The 20,241-nt window shown below is 76.2% G+C and carries 19 protein-coding genes and 2 pseudogenes; 10 read left to right on the plus strand and 11 right to left on the minus strand.

All coding sequences use genetic code 11. The features are described 5' to 3' along the window. Positions 1-53: 53 nt before the first annotated feature. A complete protein-coding gene (locus ACU616_RS09840; protein ID WP_446758282.1) occupies positions 54-386 on the minus strand; it encodes a MaoC/PaaZ C-terminal domain-containing protein in 333 nt (110 codons plus the stop codon). A 23-nt stretch (positions 387-409) separates the two neighbouring features. Then, positions 410-493 (minus strand): annotated as a pseudogene (locus tag ACU616_RS09845) (dehydratase); the annotation flags it as partial. Positions 494-600: 107 nt separating this feature from the next. Here ACU616_RS09845 and ACU616_RS09850 point away from each other — a divergent pair. Further along, positions 601-1,092, plus strand: coding sequence for an NUDIX domain-containing protein (locus tag ACU616_RS09850; RefSeq protein ID WP_446758283.1), 492 nt, complete (start codon positions 601-603; stop codon positions 1,090-1,092). Here ACU616_RS09850 and ACU616_RS09855 read toward each other — a convergent pair. After that, on the minus strand, positions 1,070-1,891 hold the full coding sequence (locus tag ACU616_RS09855; protein WP_446758284.1) for an endonuclease/exonuclease/phosphatase family protein: 822 nt from the start codon (positions 1,889-1,891) through the stop codon (positions 1,070-1,072). The two genes, ACU616_RS09850 and ACU616_RS09855, sit on opposite strands and share 23 nt — an antisense overlap. A gap of 247 nt (positions 1,892-2,138) precedes the next feature. Here ACU616_RS09855 and ACU616_RS09860 point away from each other — a divergent pair, with 247 nt between their 5' ends. The 3 genes from ACU616_RS09860 (at position 2,139) to ACU616_RS09870 (ending at position 4,183) form a co-directional block, all read left to right on the plus strand. Beyond that, on the plus strand, positions 2,139-3,029 hold the full coding sequence (locus ACU616_RS09860; protein WP_446758285.1) for a 1,4-dihydroxy-2-naphthoyl-CoA synthase: 891 nt from the start codon (positions 2,139-2,141) through the stop codon (positions 3,027-3,029). Positions 3,030-3,124: 95 nt separating this feature from the next. Then, entirely contained in the window at positions 3,125-3,469 is a 345-nt protein-coding gene (locus ACU616_RS09865) for a hypothetical protein (RefSeq protein WP_446758286.1), read from the plus strand. Between the two features lie 117 nt (positions 3,470-3,586). After that, positions 3,587-4,183 (plus strand): TetR-like C-terminal domain-containing protein, encoded by a 597-nt coding sequence (locus ACU616_RS09870; RefSeq protein WP_446758287.1) that lies wholly within the window; start codon positions 3,587-3,589, stop codon positions 4,181-4,183. Positions 4,184-4,262: 79 nt separating this feature from the next. Here ACU616_RS09870 and ACU616_RS09875 read toward each other — a convergent pair whose 3' ends face one another. Continuing rightward, positions 4,263-4,958 (minus strand): TetR/AcrR family transcriptional regulator, encoded by a 696-nt coding sequence (locus ACU616_RS09875; RefSeq protein ID WP_446758288.1) that lies wholly within the window; start codon positions 4,956-4,958, stop codon positions 4,263-4,265. Positions 4,959-5,085: 127 nt separating this feature from the next. Between ACU616_RS09875 and ACU616_RS09880 the strand changes: the two genes are divergently transcribed. Continuing rightward, positions 5,086-5,751, plus strand: a complete 666-nt coding sequence (locus ACU616_RS09880; protein WP_446758289.1) for an HAD family hydrolase — start codon at positions 5,086-5,088, stop codon at positions 5,749-5,751. Continuing rightward, on the plus strand, positions 5,748-6,698 hold the full coding sequence (locus tag ACU616_RS09885; protein ID WP_446758290.1) for a Gfo/Idh/MocA family protein: 951 nt from the start codon (positions 5,748-5,750) through the stop codon (positions 6,696-6,698). The genes ACU616_RS09880 and ACU616_RS09885 overlap by 4 nt, the downstream gene beginning before the upstream one ends. Here ACU616_RS09885 and ACU616_RS09890 read toward each other — a convergent pair. From ACU616_RS09890 to ACU616_RS09915, 6 genes are all read right to left on the minus strand, one after another. Continuing rightward, positions 6,617-7,846 (minus strand): glycosyltransferase, encoded by a 1,230-nt coding sequence (locus ACU616_RS09890; RefSeq protein ID WP_446758291.1) that lies wholly within the window; start codon positions 7,844-7,846, stop codon positions 6,617-6,619. The two genes, ACU616_RS09885 and ACU616_RS09890, sit on opposite strands and share 82 nt — an antisense overlap. After that, positions 7,843-8,805, minus strand: a complete 963-nt coding sequence (locus ACU616_RS09895) for a glucosyl-3-phosphoglycerate synthase (protein ID WP_446758292.1) — start codon at positions 8,803-8,805, stop codon at positions 7,843-7,845. Before ACU616_RS09895 ends, ACU616_RS09890 begins: the two co-directional genes overlap by 4 nt. Before the next feature lie 202 nt (positions 8,806-9,007). Continuing rightward, complete coding sequence (locus ACU616_RS09900; RefSeq protein WP_446758293.1) at positions 9,008-9,982, minus strand: glucosyl-3-phosphoglycerate synthase; 975 nt, start codon at positions 9,980-9,982, stop codon at positions 9,008-9,010. Positions 9,983-10,070: 88 nt separating this feature from the next. After that, on the minus strand, positions 10,071-12,233 hold the full coding sequence (locus tag ACU616_RS09905) for a phage holin family protein (RefSeq protein ID WP_446758294.1): 2,163 nt from the start codon (positions 12,231-12,233) through the stop codon (positions 10,071-10,073). Then, positions 12,230-12,868 (minus strand): DedA family protein, encoded by a 639-nt coding sequence (locus ACU616_RS09910; protein ID WP_446758295.1) that lies wholly within the window; start codon positions 12,866-12,868, stop codon positions 12,230-12,232. The genes ACU616_RS09905 and ACU616_RS09910 overlap by 4 nt, the downstream gene beginning before the upstream one ends. Beyond that, positions 12,865-13,689 (minus strand): MBL fold metallo-hydrolase, encoded by an 825-nt coding sequence (locus ACU616_RS09915; RefSeq protein WP_446758296.1) that lies wholly within the window; start codon positions 13,687-13,689, stop codon positions 12,865-12,867. The genes ACU616_RS09910 and ACU616_RS09915 overlap by 4 nt, the downstream gene beginning before the upstream one ends. A 108-nt stretch (positions 13,690-13,797) precedes the next feature. On the opposite strand from ACU616_RS09915, the gene ACU616_RS09920 reads away from it, so the two are divergent. The 4 genes and pseudogenes from ACU616_RS09920 to nrfD all read left to right on the plus strand — a co-directional run bounded on the left by ACU616_RS09920 (position 13,798) and on the right by nrfD (position 19,683). Beyond that, positions 13,798-14,052, plus strand: coding sequence for a hypothetical protein (locus tag ACU616_RS09920; RefSeq protein WP_446758297.1), 255 nt, complete (start codon positions 13,798-13,800; stop codon positions 14,050-14,052). 213 nt (positions 14,053-14,265) lie between these two features. Then, a pseudogene (gene fdh / locus ACU616_RS09925) lies at positions 14,266-17,556 on the plus strand (formate dehydrogenase). A gap of 22 nt (positions 17,557-17,578) precedes the next feature. Then, positions 17,579-18,646: a 4Fe-4S dicluster domain-containing protein gene (locus ACU616_RS09930; RefSeq protein ID WP_446758298.1), complete on the plus strand. Its 1,068-nt coding sequence runs from the start codon at positions 17,579-17,581 to the stop codon at positions 18,644-18,646. Continuing rightward, the gene (gene nrfD / locus ACU616_RS09935; RefSeq protein WP_446758299.1) at positions 18,643-19,683 is read left to right on the plus strand and encodes an NrfD/PsrC family molybdoenzyme membrane anchor subunit; all 1,041 of its coding nucleotides are present in this window, start codon (positions 18,643-18,645) and stop codon (positions 19,681-19,683) included. Before ACU616_RS09930 ends, nrfD begins: the two co-directional genes overlap by 4 nt. A 12-nt stretch (positions 19,684-19,695) precedes the next feature. Here the strand turns inward: nrfD and ACU616_RS09940 are convergent, their stop codons facing one another. Next, positions 19,696-19,893, minus strand: coding sequence for a hypothetical protein (locus tag ACU616_RS09940; protein ID WP_446758300.1), 198 nt, complete (start codon positions 19,891-19,893; stop codon positions 19,696-19,698). Positions 19,894-20,241 lie beyond the last annotated feature (348 nt).

The raw sequence follows: 20,241 nt of genomic DNA on the forward strand, positions 1-20,241 counted from the left end.
GCGGGCACCGTAGGCACCCCGCTGCTCGGCCGCCCCCGCAGGAGGGTCCTCCCTCAGCCGCCGTGGTAGCGGTGCACCGGCTCGGCGATGCAGGCCGGCTTCTCGCTGCCCTCGCGCCCGATGACGGCGGAGAAGGTCAGCTGCAGCCCGCCGGTGACCTGCTCGACGTCCTTCAGCGTGGCGGTCAGCCGCACCCGCGAACCCACCGGCACCGGCGAGGGGAAGCGGACCCTGTTCAGGCCGTAGTTGACGCCCATCGCGGTGTCGGAGACCACGAGGACCTGCGCGAACAGCGGCACCAGCAGCGAGAGCGTGAGGTAGCCGTGCGCGATCGGCCCGCCGAAGGGCTCTCGGCCTTCGCCCGCTCGACGTCGACGTGGATCCACTGGTGGTCGCCCGTGGCGTCGGCGAAGGTGTCGACCCGGTCCTGGGTCACCTCGAACCAGTCGCTGGTGCCCAGCTCCTGCCCCACCAGGCCGGAGACCTCGGCCATCGTCGTCGTGGTGGTCACGGACCCTCCGTTCCTCGGCTGCTGCTCCGCGGCCGACCCTGCCAGTCGGGATCCGGCGGCTCGCGGGGCGATTGCGGTTCACTGGTCGGGTGCTGACCAGCGGGCTGACCCCCACCGACGGCTGGACGACCTGCGACCTCGGTCACCGGCACTGGGGCCGCGCGGGCGCCGCCGGCCTGCTGGTGCACCGCGACGGCGACGACGGCCCCGAGCTCCTGCTGCAGCACCGGGCGCTGTGGTCGCACCACGGCGGCACCTGGGGGACCCCGGGCGGCGCACTGCACCTCGGGGAGTCGCCCGAGCAGGGGGCGCTGCGGGAGGTCGAGGAGGAGCTGGGGCTGCCCGCCGCGGCCCTCCTGCTCGGCACCCGCTCGGTCGACGACCACGGCGGCTGGGCCTACACCACCGTGCTGGCCCGCCCGGCCGGCCCGCTCGACCCCGCCAAGCTGCGGCTGGACGGCGAGAGCACCGGGGTGGCCTGGGTGCCGCTGGCCGGGCTGCACCAGGTGACCCTGCACCCGGGCCTGGCCGCGTCGATGGACCGGCTCCGGCCCCTGCTCACCGCGTCGCCGGCGGCCTGACCGTCACCGTCAGCGCCCGGTGGTCGCCCACCGGCAGGTCGTGCGCGGCGGCACCGGTCCCGGCCAGCGCGTCGTCGAGGGCGAGCAGGTGGTCGAGCTGGGTGCGCGGCGCGCCCGCCGGGAAGCTGGCCTCGCTCACCAGCCGGGTGCCCCGCGCCAGCCGCGCCGGCAGCCCGCCGGGCAGATTGAGGTCGCCGGCCAGCACCACCGGGCCGGGCAGCGACGCCGCCCACCGTCGCAGCCGCCGCAGCTGCCGGATCGCCGTGGGCGGGGAGAACGACAGGTGGGTGGACACCACGGTGAGCCCGTCGAGGCAGGCGGCGACGGCGATCCGCGGCTCGTCGGGGACCCACCACAGCCGCGGCCGCCCGGTGCGCGGGTCGGGCGCCCGCACCGGCAGCCGCGCCCGCCCGGTGCCCAGCCCGAGCGACGCCCACCCCCGGACCGGACGGCGGCTGACCAGCGCGATGCCGTAGGCCGGCGCCGTGACCGGGGTGCCCGGCCCGCGCAGCGCGGCGGGGTCGGCGGCGGTCCAGGTGCCGCGGAAGGGGCTCGGGGTGCCGGTGAGCGTGGCGGCGGCGCGCCAGTCGGCCCCGCCCAGCGCGCCGGCGAGGACGGCGGCCTGGTCGGTGCCGCCGGACCGGGGCTGGCCGGCGTCGACCTCCTGGAGGGCGAGCACGTCGACGTCGAGGCCCTCGACCGCGTCGGCCAGCCGGGACGCCGTCAGGACCCGGCCGTCGGGGCCGCGGCCGGAGGCCAGGTTGAGGGTGCCCACGCGCAGGGCGGCGCCGTCGGGCACCCGCCCGACGCTACCGGCGGCCCCGCGCCACCGCCGTCCGTCCGCGGCCCGGGGCCCGGCGGCGGTCCGGCGTCCTCCCGCACCGGACGTCGTCCTCCCTCACCGCAGCGCGTCCTCCCGCACCGCGCACCGTGGGGGAGGACGCGCCACGATCAGGTCCCCTGATCATCGCCGCCCCCCTGCACCCGCCCATCGCCCCCTGCCGCGCGGCCAGGCCGGTCGGGGCGGGCGCGGCTAGGTTGCTGGCATGAGCGCCCGCGACGACGTCTCGGAGATCTTCGACAGCGCGGCGTGGCGGCCCGTCGAGGGCCTGGAGTTCACCGACGTCACCTACCACCGCGCCGTCGACGCCGGCGTCGTGCGCATCGCCTTCGACCGGCCCGAGGTCCGCAACGCCTTCCGCCCGCAGACGGTCGACGAGCTGATCACCGCCCTCGAACACGCCCGGCTGTCCACCGACGTCGGCTGCGTGCTGCTCACCGGCAACGGGCCCAGCCCGCGCGACGGCGGCTGGGCGTTCTGCTCCGGCGGCGACCAGCGCGTGCGCGGGCGCCACGGCTACGAGCACGAGAAGGGGCGCACCAGCGGCCGGCTGCACGTGCTCGAGGTGCAGCGGCTCATCCGGTTCATGCCCAAGGTCGTCGTCTGCGTCGTCCCCGGCTGGGCGGCCGGCGGCGGGCACAGCCTGCACGTCGTCTCCGACCTCACCCTGGCCAGCGCCGAGCACGGGCGGTTCAAGCAGACCGACGCCGACGTGGGCAGCTTCGACGGCGGTTTCGGCTCGGCCTACCTCGCCCGGCAGGTCGGCCAGAAGTTCGCCCGCGAGGTCTTCTTCCTCGGCGAGGAGTACTCCGCCGCCGACGCGCACCGCATGGGCATGGTCAACCGCGTCGTCCCGCACACCGAGCTGGAGGCCACGGCGCTGGACTGGGGACGGCGGATCGTGGCCAAGAGCCCGACGGCGCAGCGGATGCTCAAGTACTCGTTCAACCTGATCGACGACGGCCTGGTCGGTCAGCAGCTGTTCGCCGGGGAGACCACCCGGCTCGCCTACGCGGCCGAGGAGGCCGTGGAGGGGCGGGACGCCTTCCTGGAGAAGCGCGACCCCGACTTCTCCCGGTTCCCCTGGCACGTCTGACGACCGGCACGATCTGCGCCGACGGTACCGGCGTCGTGGCCCCTTCCGGGCCCCGGCGCGAGCTCGCGAGTGACGGGGAGAAGGGGGTCCTTCCGATGATCGTCGAGGTGGTGACGGGCGCTGACGAGCGTCCGGAGGTCCGGGTGGTCGACGTCGACGACCTCGCGCGGCTGCACCTGGCCCTGGGGCAGGTCACCGACGAGGAGGCCGACGAGGCGCTGCGCGCGGCCGGCCTGGGACGGCTGGAGGACGGGGAGTCCGGCGTCCTGGACGCCGCGGCGCTGCGGGCCGCCGCCGAGGCCCAGGCCGGGTCGCCGGCCGGGGCGGACGACTGGGGCCGCCGCTGGGAGGGCCTGCTGGCGACGGCCCGGGACCGCGGCTGGACCGCCGACGACGGCGCCGGTCTGAAGGTGCACGTCGAGAGCGCGGCGGGTGCCTGAGACCGGGGGCCGTGGTGAGCCCTGGAGTGAACGATGCGCCGGGATCGTTGTGGTGACTCCAATGACGCGTCAGTATGTGGGTGTGCACAACCTGATGACGCACGAACGGTCCGGCCCGTGAGCGGCACTCCGGGGCGTCCGCTGAGCTCCGAGCTGTCCGAGCAACTGGTCGCGGTCGCCGTCGACATCCTCGCCGAGGAGGGCTGGGGACGGCTCAACAGCGACCGCGTCGCCGCCCGTGCCCGTGCGGGCAAGGCCGGCATCTACCGGCGCTGGCCGTCGATGTCGGCACTGGCGCGCTCGGCCGTCGCGCGCTTCACCCTGGTCGGGGTGCCCGAGGACGAGGGGTCGGTGCGCGGTGACCTGACCGCCCTGGTCGCGTCCTGGCGGCGGCCGCTGACGCGTGAGGAGCGCGCCGTCGCCAGCATCGTCGGTGCCGCCCGGCACGACGAGGACCTCCGGGCCGGGCTCGACGCCGCGCTGGTGCACCCGCTCACCGAGGCCGTCGACGAGCTCGGCAAGCGCTGGGCCGACCGCGACGAGGAGGTGCTGGCCGAGCGGCTGGCCCTGCTCCGCTCGGTGCTCGAGGCCTTCTGGTGGCAGCGGCTGACCGCCGCGGGCGACGGCGCGATGGTGGCCGAGCACGTCGAGCAGGTGGTCGACGACATCCTGCTGCCGATCGTGGCCCCGGCCGCGGAGCCCGCCCGCCGCTGAGTGGCCCGGCTCCCCGAGCGCGCGCCCCGAGGGGCGTGCGCTCCCGTCCCGTGCCCGCGGCCGGCCCGCCCGGCACTCCTCAGCAGGCCCGCAGCACCTCCGCCGCGACCGGGGGGCGGCCGCGGACGAACTGCTCCGTCACGTCGGCCTCGAGGCGCACGAACAGCCGCGCGGCCAGCTCCCGGGCCGCCGCGGCCAGCCCCGGGACGTCCTCCGGGGCGGGCAGGGGGTCGCGCGGCTCGGTGACCAGCACCCGCGTGGTGGCGATCCAGGTGGCCGCCACCAGGCCGGCGGTCACCTCCGGGCGGACCGGGCGCGGCTCCTCGGCGCCGCGACCGGTCCAGGCCTCCAGCAGCGCGGCCCGCAGCCGCCGCTCGGTCTCGTGGACCAGCTCGCGCTCGGCGGACTGCAGCCCCGGCGAGGAGCCCATCACGGTCACGAGGCGGCGCCCCTCCGGGGTGGCCAGCCCCTCGACGTGGTCGGCGACGGCCGCGACCAGGTGCTCACGCAGGGCCCGGAGGGCCGGCACCCCGGCCGGCCGCTCCCGGACCGCGGTCTCCGGGCCGACCACCCACGGCGTCCGCTCGGACCAGTAGAGCTCCTCCTTGGTGGCGAAGTGGTTGAAGACCGTCTGCACCGCCACGTCGGCCGCGGCCGCGACGTCGACGATCGTTACGCCGTCGAAGCCGCGTTCGGCGAACAGGCGCTGCGCCGTCTCCCGGACGTGTGCGCGGGTGAGGGCCTTCTTCTGGGCCCGCCGGGACTGCTCACTCACGGTCGGGAGGTTAGCAACGCTGAGTACGTGCCCCGACGGATCCGGAACGACGTCGGCCGCAGCCCCGTGAGGGCCGGCCGGTCCGGGGCGCGGTTCGCCCGCATCGGCGCGGGGCAGAGGGCCCCGCGTGAGCTCACCCCTCGTCGCGGTCCTCGACGTCGACGGCACGCTCGTCGACACCAACTACCAGCACGCGCTGGCCTGGTACCGGGCGTTCCGGTCGCTGGGGGAGACCTTCCCCGTCTGGCGCATCCACCGGCTCATCGGCATGGGCGGTGACCAGCTGGTGTCGGCGATCGGCGGGGACGAGCTGGAGGAGCGGATCGGCGACGAGGCGCGCGAGCGCTGGGTGGCCGAGGTCGACCCGATGATCGGGGAGGTCGCGCCCCTGCCCGGCGCCCGTGACCTGCTCGCCGGGCTGCGCGAGCGCGGGCACCGGGTGGTGCTGGCCAGCTCGGGCAAGCCCCACCACGTCGACCACTACCTCGACCTGCTCGACGCCCGCGACGTCGCCCAGGCCTGGACGACGAGCGGCGACGTCGAGGCGACCAAGCCGGCGCCGGACCTGCTGCAGGTGGCGCTGCGCAAGCTGGGGGAGCCCGAGGACGCGGCCAGCGTGCTGGTGGGCGACTCGGTGTGGGACGTGGAGGCGGCGAAGAACGCCGGCATGCCCGCGGTCGTCGTGCGCTCGGGCGGCTTCGGCGACGACGAGCTGCGCGACGCCGGGGCCGTGGCCCTCTTCGACACCCCCGGCGACCTGCTCGCCGGCATCGACGGCACGCCGCTGCGGTGACCCTGCGGGTCGGCCTCGTCGGCGCCGGCGGGGTGGGCGCCCGCCACGGCCGCACGCTGCGCGCCCTCGCCGGCGTCGAGCTCGTGGGCGTGGCCGACGCCGTCCCCGCCGCCGCGGCCGCACTGGCCGGCGAGCTCGGGGTGCCCGCCGTCGGCGACGTCGGCCGGCTGCTCGCCGCGGGCCCGGACGCCGTCTGGCTGTGCGTGCCGCCGTTCGCCCACGGCGAGCTGGAGCAGGCGGTGCTGCGGGCCGGGCTGCCGCTGTTCGTGGAGAAGCCGCTGGGCGCCGGGCTCGCCGTCGCCGAGGAGGTCGCCGCCGCCGTCGCCGCGGCCGGGGTCCCGACGGCGACCGGCTACCACTGGCGGCACCTGGACACCGTCGCCACCGCCCGCGCGGTGTGCGCCGCCAGCCCACCGCGGCTGGTCGCGGCCACCTGGCTCGACAGGGTGCCGCCGCCGGCGTGGTGGGCGCGCGCCGGCCGGTCCGGCGGCCAGGTGGTCGAGCAGGCCACCCACGTGCTCGACCTCGCCCGCCTGCTGGCCGGGGAGGTCGTGGAGGTGCAGGCGGTCGCGGCGCCGTCATCGGCGGAGGGCCGAGACGTCGACGACGCGACCGCCGCGCTGCTGCGGTTCGCCTCCGGCGCGGTCGGCACGCTCACCGCGGCCTGCCCGCAGCCGGCGAAGACCCGCGCCGGCATCGAGCTGTCCTGCGCCGGCGCGGCCGTCGAGCTGACCGAGACGTCGCTGACGGTGACCACGGCGGCCGGTACCGAGCACTCCGAGCCCGCGGTCGACGCCCGCACCGCCGTGGACCGGGCCTTCGTCGACCTGCTGGTCACCGGCGCCCGCGCCGAGGGGCTGGTCGACTACGGCGAGGCGCTGCGCACCCACCGGCTGGCCGTCGCGGTCGCCGAGTCCGCCCGCACCGGCAGGCCCGTGCGCCCCTGACCCGCCCGCCGCAGCACCTCGGCGTAGACCTCCTCGTAGGCCCCGGCCATCACCGCGGGGGCGAACCGCCGCCGCGCCTCGCGCGCGCACTCCCGCGGGTCGATCCCGCCGATGCGGGCCAGCGCCGCGAGGAGGCCCGCCTCGTCGTCGGCCAGCAGCCCGGTGCGGCCGTCGTCGACCAGCGAGGGCAGGCAGCCGCGGGCCGTGGCGACCACCGGCGTCCCCGCGGCGAGCGCCTCGCACACCGCCGTCCCGCCGGGCTCCTCCCAGCGGACCGGGAACAGCGCCGCCCGCGCGCGCCGCAGCAGCTCGGCCTTGCGCGCGCCGCTGACGCTGCCCACCCAGCGCGCCCGCTCCCCGTCGAGCAGCGGGTCGACGCACTCGAGGAACCACGCGACGTCGGGGTGGGCCAGGGCCGGGTGCCCCGGCACGGCCAGGGCGGCGTCCAGCGCGGCCCGGTCAGGCAGCGGGCCGACCGGGCCGGCCAGGACCAGCGGGACGCCCGCGGCGCGGCAGACGCGCACCGCGGTGTCGGTGCCCTTGAGCTCGCAGAGCCGCGACAGCACGAGGACGGCGTCGTCGCGGTCCTCGCGCGGCAGCGGCGGCGGCCCGTCGACGGGCACCGCCAGCGGGACGGCGGCCAGCGTCTGCCGGCGCAGCCGGGCCGGGCCGCGGGCCACCTGGCTCGCGGAGACGCCCGCGAAGAAGACGCGGCCCCGCCCGTCGAAGCGCTCGTAGAACTCGGCGTTGCGGCGCAGGTCCCAGTGCAGGGTCTGCAGCACCGGCGGGCCGGCCGGTCCCAGCGCGCCCAGCAGCGCCGGGCCGGCCACCTCGAGGTGGGTGTGCACCAGGTCGTAGGGCCGCCCGGCCTGCGCGGCCGCGGTCACGGCGTCCACCACGGCCAGCGCGTGGGCGTGCGCCACCCCCACGACGTGGGGGTAGGGCGCGCCGAGGGAGTCGAAGCGGCCGGTGGGGAAGGCGCTGACCAGGCCGTCGGCGGGCAGCGTCGAGTCGCCGGAGGCGGCCAGGACGACGATGTGCCCGCGGGCGCGCAGCTCGGTGGTCAGCGTGGCGACCACGTTCTCCACGCCGCCGTAGCCCTCCGGCGGGACGGGCAGCCAGGGGCCGGCGTCCATCAGCAGCCTCACGGCCGGCTCCCGCGCCGGCCCTCGGCCGCCCGCACGGTGCGCAGCGGTGGTCGTTCGGTGACGCCGACGTCCCAGCTCACCGCCTCCACGCCGTCGGCGGTGCGCAGGAACTGCACGAGCTGGGCGCCCGGGACGGCGACGCCGGGCCGGCGGACCAGCGCCGTCTGCAGGATCTGCCCGGCCATGCGGCCGAGCGCCGCGTCGGACTGGTGGCTGTGGCGGCGGGTGCCGAGGTCGACCTGCGCCAGCGCGTCGACGCCGGCCAGCCCGGCCAGGTCGACCAGCAGGCCCAGCTCGACGCCGTAGCCGGACACGAACGGCACCTGCTCGAGCAGCTCGCGGCGGCCGGCGTACTCCCCCGACAGCGGCTGGACGAACCCGGCCAGCTCCGGCCAGAACGCGTTGAGCAGCGGCCGGGCCACCAGCTCGGTGACCCGGCCGCCGCCGGAGGGGACGACGCCCTCGGCGGTGGTCAGCGGGCGGTCGTAGAGCGCCTTGACGTAGCCGATGTCCGGGTCGCCGAGCAGCGGCCCGAGCAGGCCGACGACGAACTGCGGGTCGAAGCCGACCAGGTCGGCGTCGACGAAGACCACGAGGTCGCCGGTGGTGGCCGCCAGCCCCTTCCACAGCGCCTCGCCCTTGCCCGCCACCCTGCCGTGCGCGGGCAGGACCGTGGCGACGTCGACGACCCGGGCCCCGGCCGCCGCGGCGACCGCGGCGGTGCGGTCGGCCGACCCGCTGTCGACGACGACCACCTCGTCGACCAGCGGCGCGCCCAGCACCAGGGTCTCCTGGATGGCGGTGACGATCGCCCCGACGGTGGCCTCCTCGTCGAGCGCCGGGAGCACCACGCTGACCGTGGTGCCCTGCGCGCGCCGGGCCTCGGCCAGGGCGGGGGCGGACCACGAGGTGGCGGAGAAGGTGCGCCGGCGCAGCCAGCGGCGGACGTCAGGGTGCACTGCTCGCTCCCACGGTCGGGTGCCGGCACCACCGCTCGGCACGGGACCCCCGTCGCGCCAGCATGCCGCACGCGCCGCGTCCGCCGCGTGCCCTGCCCGTCCGCGTCCGCCCTGGTCGACGGCGGGGTGCCCGGCGAGCCGCCCCCCGGCGCTCCCGCGCCCGGCCGCCGGCGCGGGGTCGCGGCCGGCCGGCCGCCGGACCTCAGACGGCGCCGGCGCGGCTCGCCCGGTACTCGGCGACGGTGTCCATCGGCGGCCGCTCGTCGACCGCGACCGGCGTGCTGACCGGCACGGGACCGGCGCCGCCGCTGCGGAACTGGGTGAGCAGCCCGCCGCGCTCCGTTGGGCCCGCCGGCGTGCGAGACAGCACGGCCGACACCACCTGCCCGGCCATCCGGCCGAGCGCCTCCTGGTCCTGCGAGGTGTGCCGGCGGACGCCGAGGTCCACCTGCGCGAGTCCGGACAGGCCCAGCAGCCCCAGCAGGTCGACCAGCAGGCCGACCTCGACGCCGTACCCGGACAGGAACGGCACCCGCTCCAGCGCCGAGCGGCGGCCGGCGTACTCCCCGCCCAGCGGCTGGACGAACCCGGCCAGCTCCGGCCACAGCGCGTTGAGCAGCGGCCGGGCGGTCAGCTCGGTGACCCGGCCGCCTCCGGTGGGGGAGGTGTGCCCGGCGAGTTCCAGCGGCCGGGTGTAGCAGCCCTTGACGTAGCCGACCTGCGGATCGGTGAGCAGCGGTGCCAGCAGGCCGGGCACGTAGTGGCCGACGTCGCCGAGCAGGTCGGCGTCCAGGAAGACCAGCAGGTCGCCGGTGGTGGCCGCCAGCGACTTCCACAGCGCCTCGCCCTTGCCCGGCCGGGTCCCCCAGCCGGGCAGGACGTCGGCGCTGGCGACGACGCCGGCCCCGGCGGCCCGCGCGACCCCGGCGGTGCGGTCGGTGGAGTCGGAGTCCACGACGAGCACCTCGTCGACCAGCGGGACCTGCCGCACCCACCGCTCGACCAGGTCCCCGACGAGCCGGCCGACCGTGGCCTCCTCGTCGCGCGCGGGGAGCACGACGCTCACCACGGAGCCGGTCCGGCGCTTGGCCCGCAGCAGACCCGCGAGGTCGAGGTCGGCGAGGGAACGGGCGCGGGACGTGCGGCCGGTGAACCAGGCGCGGGCGTCGGGTCGCATCGGTCCACTGTCGGGGACGCCCGGGCGGGCCCGCCACGGTGGGCGGGTGGTGTTCACGGTCCCGTGGCCGGGGGTTCGCGGCCGGCGGTCACACGTGGCTGGGGTCGGCCGCCCGCAGCGCGGCCGGGCTGTCGGCCCCGACGGCCGCGCCCGCGCCGTCGGGCTCGGGGTGGCCGAGCTCGGTCAGCCAGCCGCGCAGCACCCGGTGCAGGTGCTCGGCGCCGACGATCTCGCCGGGGGCGCGCAGCTGCCGCGGATGGGCGAGGAAGCCGCGCTGCTGCGGGCCGCCGAGCCCGCCGTGCGAGCCGACGTGCGGCTCGAAGGGCGAGGCCTCGTCGGTCTCGGGGTCGTAGCGGCTGTTGATCATCACGTCGGGGCAGTGCGGGAAGGCCGACACGCGGGCCACCAGCGCCGCGGCGTGCTCGCCGTAGGGCGCCAGCGGGTCCTCGCCGAGCACCTCGCCGGTGGCCAGGCGGTGCACGCCGTCGCGGCCGAGCACGACCGGTCCCTGCTCCTCGGAGTGCACCAGCAGGAAGCCGACGCCGTCGTGGTCGACCAGGGCGGGCAGCAGGTCGGGCCAGTGGTGCTCGATCTCCTCCAGCGGCACCCGGCCCGGCAGGTCGGCGAACGAGACGTTCGCGGTGTGCCCGGAGACGGTGACCACCACCCCCGGTGCCACCCGGGCGACGCGGCCGGGCTGCCCCGACGGCGTCCGGTGCCGGTGCTCGCCGGCGCCGGCGGTCTCCACCCGTTCGCGCAGCCGGCGGGCTATCACACCGGGCCCGGACGCGGCCTCGGCCAACGCGGAGGCCACCTGCCAGCCCTCGGCCGGGCGGCGGCTGTCGCGGGGCTCCCCGCTGCGCTGCCCCGGCAGCGGGGAGCCGCCGCAGTGCCGCCCGACGAAGGCCTCGATGGTCTCGCCGAACCGCTGCGCGAACGCCTCGCCCTGCGTCTGGCCGTGGTCGGAGAGCAGCACCAGGTGGTACGGGCGGGGCGCGAGCTGGGCGGCGCGGGCCAGCCGGCCGATCTGCTGGTCGATGCTGCGCAGCACCGCGAGGGTGTCGAAGCGCTCGACGCCGCTGTGGTGGGCGACCTCGTCGTAGCCGAGGAAGTCGGCGTACACGGCCGGCCGCCCGGCCAGCATGTCCTCCACGATCGCGGCGACCACGACGTCGCGGGCGATGACCGTCGTCCCCGGCCGGGCCAGCGGGTAGAGGCCGCCGCGGCTGACCCGCGGGCGGACGTCGGCCCGGCGCTGCCGGGCGGCGGCGGCGAGCTCGCGGCCGACGTCGGCGAGCGAGGTCCCGAGCGTGCGGACGGCGTTCACCGGGTTGGCGAAGTAGGCGTAGTAGCCCGCCCCCACCCGGTCGCGGCGCCGTCCGGTCCGCCGCGGCGCCACCAGCGGCAGCGAGCTCATGGTCAGGCTGAGGAAGGGCGCGTCGCCGCTGAACAGGTTGCCGCGGCTGGCGCCGCCGCCGGCGAGCAGCCCGCGGCCGTCGGAGTGCCGCCGCTCCACCTCGGCGGCGTCGGCGGGGTGCGACACCGCGACGACGTGGTCGCGGTCCTTCTCGTACCAGCGGAACCCGACGACGTCGTGGTTGGAGCCGTGCAGGATGCCGCACACCGAGGCGCCGGTCTGCGAGCTCCAGTCGGTGTGCCACCAGGTCAGCGCGTGGCTGCCCGAGCGCAGCCAGGCGGCGAGCGTGGGCATCGACCCGTCGCGCACGGCACGGCGGGCGACGTCGGCGCCGAGGCCGTCGATCTGCAGGAAGACCACCCCGGGCGGGCACGGCCGCAGGGCCGCGGCGGTGCCGGCGCGGCGCCGGGCGCGGCGGAAGAAGACCTCGTCCTCGTCGATGGCCAGCGCGCTGCTCACCACCGCCGTCACCGCGGCCATGGCGATGACGACCAGCACGCCGGTGCGCAGGTCGGCCACGACCACGCCGGGGACGGCGAAGGAGACGGCCAGCACCGCCGCCCCCAGCAGCAGGAAGCTGCCCAGGCCCAGGGTGAACACCGCGACGGGCAGGACCACCCGCAGGACCAGCGGCCACACCACCCCGGCAAGCAGGCCGAGCAGCAGCGCGGCCAGCGGCGGCTGCCACCACCCGCCCATGGCGAAGCCGTCGAGCCAGCGGTCGAGGACGACGAGGGCCAGCGTGGTCAGCAGCCAGGTGAGCAGCACGCGCGCCGTCGCCCGGCCGCGGCCGAGCACCCGGCCACCGGAGCCGCCGTCGGAGGACCGGCTCACGCCGGGCCGCACGGTGTCGGGCGGGACGCCCGGCCCGGCTCCGGCGTGGGGCGGCGTCGCCGGTGCGCACCCACCAGGTTGAGCACCGCGCCGACGACCAGGACGAGGACGGTGGCCACCAGGGTGGCCACCAGCGGGTTGTCGAAGACGCCGCCGCTCACCACGCCGAGCAGCGCGTAGGCGACCGCCCACAGCGCGGCGGCCAGCAGGGACGCCGGCAGCAGCCGCCGCCACGGGTAGGCGAGGGCGCCCGCCGCGAGCAGCACCGGGATCCGCCCGGCGGGCAGCAGCCGGCCGATGACGACGAGCTGCCAGCCGTGCCGGCGGAACTGCTCGCGCACCTCCTCGATGCGGTCGGCGTGCTGGCCGCGGGCCACCCAGCGCACCGCCGCCGGCCCGCCGGAGCGGCAGACGGCGAAGGTGACGACGTCGCCCAGCCACGCGCCGAGCGTCGACAGCAGGAGGACCAGCACCAGGTCGAGCCGGTCGCTGCTGGTGGCCAGGGCCGCGGCCGCGCCGACCACCGCCCCGGTGGGCACGACCGGCACCACCGAGCCGAGCAGGACCCCGCCGAAGACGACCGGGTAGCCGAGCGAGGAGCCGTCCGTCCAGCCCGAGGCCAGGGTGGCGCTCACGGCGCACCCGCCGCGGCGGGCAGCGCGATCCGCTCGCCGAGCCCGGGCACGAGGACGGAGGTGGGCAGGCCCCGGGCGGCGACCGCGGCGGCGAAGGCGCGCGGCGGGTCGGTCAGCAGCCGGCGGTACCGCGCGGCCAGCCCGGGCAGCCGCGTCCCGCCCGGGACGGTGAGCGTGCCCCAGTGCACCGGCACGGCGACCGCCGGGCGCACCCGCGCCACCGCCTCGGCCGCCCGCCGGGGGTCGAGGTGGCCCGGACCGAGCGTGGGGCCCCAGCCCCACACCGGCACCAGCGAGACGTCGATGGGGCCGCCGTCGACGCCACGCTCGCCGATCCCGGTCATGCCGTCGTGGAGGTCGGTGTCGCCGAGGGCGTGGACGGTGCGCCCGTCACCCTCGATCAGGTGCCCGACGGCGGCGGTGTCGGGACCGTGCCGGAGCCGCGGACCCCACCGGTGCCCGCTGTGCACCGCGGGGACGGCGGTCACCCGCAGCCCGCCGTGCACCAGCGACTCACCCGGCGCCAGCTCGTCGACCCAGCGCACGCCGCGCGACCGCAGCCAGCCGGCCGCCCCGCGCGGGACGACGACGCGCGCGCCGGGGTCGAGCAGCCGCAGCGAGGGCAGGTGCAGGTGGTCGCCGTGCAGGTGGCTGACCAGCACGAGGTCGACGCCGGCCCACGACGCCGGGGGCGGCAGCGGGACGACCCGGCGCAGCGGCCCGACCGCGCGGGTGAGCACGGGGTCGGTGAGCACGGTGCTGCCCGCCAGCTCGACGCGGACCGTCGAGTGGCCCAGCCAGCGCAGTCCGATCCCGCCCACCGGACCAGTATCGACCCGGGCACCGACGGCCCCGGGCCGTCGTCCCCCGTCCGGGACGCCGGGGCGTTCCGGGTGCGGCCCGGCCCGGCGGGTCCCACCATCGCTGCCATGACCTCAGCGGGAGAAGACCCGGGGTTGTCGCGACCGGGGACAGAGCTGTCGGGGGAGCTGCGCCGCATGGCGCTGCACCTGGAGACCGCCGCGGTGCTGGAGCTCAAGGCCGCGCGGGCCGAGCCCCGGCAGCGCGCGGTGCTCAGACGACGCGCCGAGCAGCGCCGCCGGGAGGCGGCGCGGCTGCGCGAGCGGCTGGCCGCGTGCGGCGTCGCCCTGCCCCCGCGGACACCGCGGGCCGCGGCGCCGTAGGGGCCCCGGGCACCTCCGGGGTAGCTGGGCGTCGGCGTGTCCGCTCCCGGGGCGTTCCGCGCGGTCCGGGGGTCCTGCAGCCGCCGGGGAGCCCGAGGAGCGCCCCAGGAGGAGCCCGGTCGACGTCCGCCGGGTGGGACCGGACGATCCCGTCCGGCACCGGCCGGTGCCGTCCGCGCGCAAGATCGTGCCGGGAGTGGCACAGTTCACGCCGTGAAGACCTGGCTCGACGCCTGGCCGGTGTTCCGGCAGCTGACCGGCCCCGACCCCCTCGGCCGCGGCGCGGCCGCGCGCAGCAAGGCGACGGAGGGCGTGGTGAGCCGCACGGCCACCGCCGACCGCGTCGTGCGCAGCGTGTGCCCGTACTGCGCGGTGGGGTGCGGCCAGCGGATCTACGTCAAGGACGAGCAGATCGTCCAGATCGAGGGCGACCCGGACTCGCCGATCAGCCGCGGCCGGCTGTGCCCCAAGGGCAGCGCCAGCAAGCAGCTGGTCACCAGCCCGACCCGCGTGACGACGGTGAAGTACCGCCGTCCGTTCGGGACCGAGTGGGAGGACCTCGACCTCGACACGGCGATGCACATGATCGCCGACCGCGTCCTCGAGGCCCGCCGCAAGGGCTGGCAGGACGAGAACGACGGCAAGCGCGTGAACCGCACCATGGGGTTGGCGAGCCTCGGAGGGGCGACCCTCGACAACGAGGAGAACTACCTCATGAAGAAGCTCTACAGCGCCATGGGCGCGATCCAGATCGAGAACCAGGCGCGCATATAGCACTCCGCCACGGTGCCCGGTCTGGGTGCCTCGTTCGGTCGTGGCGGCGCCACGAACTCCCAGGAAGACCTCGCGAACTCCGACTGCATCGTCATCGAGGGTTCGAACATGGCCGAGTGCCACCCGGTGGGTTTCCAGTGGGTGAGTGAGGCCAAGGCGCGCGGGGCGAAGATCGTCCACGTCGACCCGCGGTTCACCCGCACCAGCGCGATCGCCGACCTGCACGTGCCGCTGCGCATCGGCACCGACATCGCCTTCCTCGGCGGGCTGATCCGCTACGTGCTCGACAACGACCTGTACTTCAAGGAGTACGTCGTCGCCTACACCAACGCCGCGGCGCTGGTGGGCGAGTCCTACGTCGACTCCGAGGACCTCGACGGCCTGTTCTCCGGCTTCGACCCGGAGAACAACCAGTACGACGAGGCCAGCTGGCAGTACGAGTTCGAGGAGCCGCCGCACTCCGGCTCCGACGACCCGGCCGGCGCCGCCGAGCAGGACCGCCGGGAGCAGCACCCGGAGGTCAAGAAGACCGACCACGCCCAGGCGTCGGGCAGCGGCGGCCCGCCGATCGCGGCCAAGCCCAAGCGCGACGAGACGCTGCAGCACCCGCGCTCGGTCTTCCAGATCCTCAAGCGGCACTTCGACCGCTACACGCCGGAGATGGTGGCCGAGGTCTGCGGCGTCGAGCCGGAGGTGTTCCTGCAGGTCGCCCGCTGGGTGACCGAGAACAGCGGCCGCGACCGGACGACGGCGTGGGTGTACTCGGTGGGCTGGACGCAGCACAGCGTCGGCGCGCAGTACATCCGCACCTGCTCGATCCTGCAGACGCTGCTGGGCAACATCGGCCGTCCCGGCGGCGGCATCCTGGCGCTGCGCGGGCACGCCAGCATCCAGGGCTCGACCGACGTCCCGACGCTGTACAACCTGCTGCCGGGCTACCTGCCCATGCCGCACGCGCTGCAGCACGGGAGCCTCGACGAGTACTGCGCCGACGCGGCCGGCAAGGCCGGGTTCTGGGGCAACAAGCGGGCCTACACGGTCAGCCTGCTCAAGGCCTGGTGGGGCGAGGCCGCGACGCCGGAGAACGACTTCTGCTTCGACCACCTGCCGAAGATCGACGGCGACCACAGCTCCTACCGCACGATCGCCGACATGATCCAGGGCAAGGTCTCCGGCTACTTCCTGGTGGGGGAGAACCCGACGGTCGGGCACCCCAACGGGCGGATGAACCGCTTCGGGCTGGCCAACCTCGACTGGCTGGTCGTCCGCGACCTGCAGATGATCGAGTCGGCGACCTTCTGGAAGGAGTCACCGGAGATCGAGACCGGGGAGCTGGCGCCCGAGACGATCGGCACCGAGGTCTTCTTCATGCCCGCGGCGACGCACGCGGAGAAGGAGGGGACCTTCACCCAGACGCAGCGGCTGCTGCAGTGGCGGCACAAGGCCGTCGAGCCGCCGAACGACGCCAAGAGCGACCTGTGGTTCTACTTCCACCTCGGTCGCATCCTGCGCGAGCGGCTGGCCGACTCCACCGACCCGCGCGACCGCCCGCTGCTCGACCTCACCTGGGACTACCCGACCCACGGGCACGACCAGGAGCCGAGCGCCGAGGCCGTCCTGCGGGAGATCAACGGCGTCGGTCCCGACGGGCGCGCGGTGTCGGGCTACCTCGACCTCAAGGACGACGGCTCCACGACGTGCGGCTGCTGGATCTACTCCGGCGTCTACGCCGACGAGGTCAACCAGTCCGCGCGCCGCAAGCCCGGCCGCGAGCAGGGTCCGGTGGCCTCCGAGTGGGGCTGGGCCTGGCCGTACAACCGGCGGATCCTCTACAACCGCGCGTCGGCCGACCCCGACGGCAAGCCGTGGAGCGAGCGCAAGAAGTACGTGTACTGGGACGAGGAGGCCGGTCGCTGGACCGGCCCGGACAACCCGGACTTCGAGGCGACCAAGCGGCCGGACTACGTCCCGCCGGAGGGCGCCAAGGCGCAGGACGCGATCGGCGGGGCCGACCCGTTCGTCATGCAGGGTGACGGCAAGGCGTGGCTGTTCGCGCCGGCGGGCGTGGTCGACGGCCCGCTGCCGACGCACTACGAGCCGGCCGAGTCCGTCGTCGAGAACGCCCTGTACAAGCAGCAGGCCAACCCGACGCTGGAGCACATCGAGGGGCCGTGGAACCGGGAGAACCCGCCGCTGTCGGACGTCTTCCCGTTCCAGGTGACCACCTACCGGCTCACCGAGCACCACACCGCCGGCGGGATGAGCCGCACGCTGCCCTACCTCTCGGAGCTGCAACCGGAGTTCTTCGTCGAGGTCAGCCCGGAGCTCGCCGAGCTGCGCGGCCTGACCAACGGCGAGTTCGCCACGCTGGTCAGCTCGCGGACGGCGATCGAGGCGAAGGTGCTGGTCACTGAGCGGATCCGGCCGATCCGGCTCCGCGACGGCCAGGTCGTGCACCAGATCGGGATGCCCTACCACTGGTCCTACAGCGGCCTCTCGACCGGCGACGGGGCCAACGACCTGCTCGGGATCGTGCTCGACCCGAACACCCACATCCAGGAGGACAAGGTCAGCACCGCCGACATCCGGCCGGGACGGCGTCCGCGCGGGCCCGAGCTGATCGAGTTCGTGGAGGGCTACCGGCGCCGCGCCGGGGTGGAGTCCGGCCGGGTCGGCGTCAACGGACGTGACCCGGTGGCCGCCGAGGCGGGGGAGGGGTCGCAGCAGTGACCGCACGAGGGAGGAGGGCGGCGTGACCACGATCAGCTCGGCGAGCGCGGCCTTCACCGGCAACGACCCCGAGAACCGGCTCTTCGGGCCGGTCCCGGACGTGACCGGGCAGTCCGGCTACGACACCGACCACCCGGCGCGGGTGGGCTTCTTCACCGACACCTCGGTGTGCATCGGCTGCAAGGCCTGCGAGGTGGCGTGCAAGGAGTGGAACACCCTGCCGATGGACGACTCGCACGGCGTGCGCGACGTCATCGGCCTGTCCGGGATGTCCTACGACAACACGGGCCAGCTCGGGGCCAACTCCTGGCGGCACGTCGCGTTCATCGAGCAGGCGCGCACCGTCGACCTGCCGATGCCGACCTTCGGCCGCCCCGGTGACGACCGGCGGGGCAGCGGCCCGTCGGTGGCCGAGGGCGACAACGACGGCAGCCTCGCCGCGGCGCAGCAGTCGAGCGTGCTCAACGCCGAGGCACTGTCGGAGTTCGACCCGCAGACCGGGCAGAGCGGCACGGACAAGCAGATCCGGTGGCTGATGAGCTCCGACGTCTGCAAGCACTGCACGCACGCCGGCTGCCTCGACGTCTGCCCCACCGGGGCGCTGTTCCGCACCGAGTTCGGCACCGTCGTCGTCCAGGGGGACATCTGCAACGGCTGCGGCTACTGCGTGCCCTCCTGCCCCTACGGCGTCATCGACCAGCGCAAGGGCGACGGCCGGGTCTTCAAGTGCACGATGTGCTACGACCGGCTCACCGACGGGCTGCAGCCGGCCTGCGCCACGGCGTGCCCCACGCAGTCGATCCAGTTCGGCAACCTCGACGAGCTGCAGGCCCGGGCCGACGCCCGGCTGGCCACGCTGAAGTCGCAGGGCGTGGAGACGGCGCGGCTCTACGGCCGGGACGAGGACGACGGCGTCGGCGGCGCGGGGGCGTTCTTCCTGCTGCTCGACGAGCCGGAGGTCTACGGGCTGCCACCGGACCCGGTGGTCACCACCCACGACCTGCCCTCGATGTGGCGGGCCGCGGCCGCCGGCGCGGCGATGATCGCCGGCGTCGTGATCTCGTCGTTCGTCGGGCGGAGGCCCCGGTGACCGAGGGACTGACCGCGCCGGGCGCGGGCTGGCGGCGGGCCGACGGCCCCTCCGCGGAGGCCCGCGGCAAGCGGCGGCGCAAGGGCGGGCGGCGCGGCGGTGGCGGCGAGGTCGCCATGGTCGACGACGCCACCTTCACCTCCTACTACGGCCGCCCGATCATCAAGCCGCCGGTGTGGAAGTCGCCCGACGTCCCGCTGTACCTGTTCCTCGGCGGGATGGCGGGGTCGTCGTCGATCCTGGCGGCGGTCGCCGACGTGACCGGCCGGCCCACGCTGACCCGGGTCAGCCGCTACACCGCCGGCGGCGGGGCGCTGGCCTCGGTGGTCTTCCTCATCCACGACCTCGGGCGGCCCGAGCGGTTCCTGCACATGCTGCGGGTGTTCAAGCCGACCTCGCCGCTGTCGGTGGGCTCCTACATCCTCGCGCCGTTCAGCGGGGCGGCCGCCGCGACGGCGGCCGTGGAGCTGCTGGGCTGGTTCCCGCGGCTCAAGCGTTTCGGCGGCGTGGTGTCGGCGCTGTTCGGCGGACCGCTGGCCACCTACACCGGCGTGCTGCTGGCCAACACCGCGGTGCCCTCGTGGCACGCCCCTCACGACCAGCTGCCGTTCGTCTTCGGCGGCTCGGCGATGGCGGCCGGCGGCGGCGTGACGATGGTCTTCACGCCGGTGGCCGAGGCGGCGCCCTCGCGGCGGACTGCGGTGGCCGGCGCGGCCATCGAGCTCGCGGTCATGCACCGGGTGGAGCACGACCACGGGATCGTCAGCGAGCCCTATCTCGAGGGCCGGCCCGGCACGCTGCTGCGCGCGGCGAAGGCCTGCACCGCGGCCGGCGCCGCGCTCACCGTGGTCGCCGGGCGCCGGCGGGCCGGGGCGGTCGTGGCCGGGGTGCTGCTGGCGGCGGGCTCGCTGCTCACCCGGTTCGGCGTGTTCGAGGCCGGGCTGGTCAGCGCCCGGGACCCCAAGTACACCGTCGTCCCGCAGCGCGAGCGGCTGGCCGCCCGGCAGAACGGGCACGCACCGACCGTCAGCCGCTAGGCATCCCGGGGGTCACAGCCGGGCCGTGGGCGGGGGCAGCAGGCCGTCCTCGACGGCCCGGACGTGGAGGTCGCTGCGGGTCGGCGCGGGCCGGCCCACCTGCTCGTACTCCAGGCGGATCCGCCGCAGGTGGGTCTTGAGCGTCTCGGGGTCCATGCCGAGCATGCAGGCAACGGCGGACTGGACGTCGTTGGTGGACACGTAGGCCACCAGCACCTCCCGCTGCCGGTGCGCGAGCTCCGGACGGGCCGGTGCCGGGGCCCGCCGGCACGCTCCAGCGCGGCGGCGGCGTCCTCGCCCGGCGCGAGGACGACGACCCGGCAGCCGCGCTGGAGCGGCCGCGCCACTCGCCCTGCCGGCCGCGGCGCGTCGCAGGGGCAGACGGCGGCGCGGGTGTCGAGCACGGCCAGCGACTCCGCCGAGTCGGCCCAGGCGGCCGGGTGGACGCCGGGCAGGCCCTCCAGCGCGGCGGTCACCGCGACGCGCCGGCCGGGGGAGGCGGAGACGACCGCCACCCGTCGCGGGGCGTCGTCCCCCGGGGAGGAGACCGCGTCGCTG

The sequence above is a fragment of the Geodermatophilus sp. URMC 62 genome, assembly GCF_052931475.1.

Bases quoted from the DNA above. Each gene is read 5' to 3' on its own strand.
- ACU616_RS09860 (WP_446758285.1), top strand. From the start codon at position 2,139: ATGAGCGCCCGCGACGACGTCTCGGAGATCTTCGACAGCGCGGCGTGG.
- ACU616_RS09920 (WP_446758297.1), top strand. From the start codon at position 13,798: ATGACCTCAGCGGGAGAAGACCCGGGGTTGTCGCGACCGGGGACAGAG.
- ACU616_RS09865 (WP_446758286.1), top strand. From the start codon at position 3,125: ATGATCGTCGAGGTGGTGACGGGCGCTGACGAGCGTCCGGAGGTCCGG.
- ACU616_RS09900 (WP_446758293.1), bottom strand. From the start codon at position 9,982: ATGCGACCCGACGCCCGCGCCTGGTTCACCGGCCGCACGTCCCGCGCC.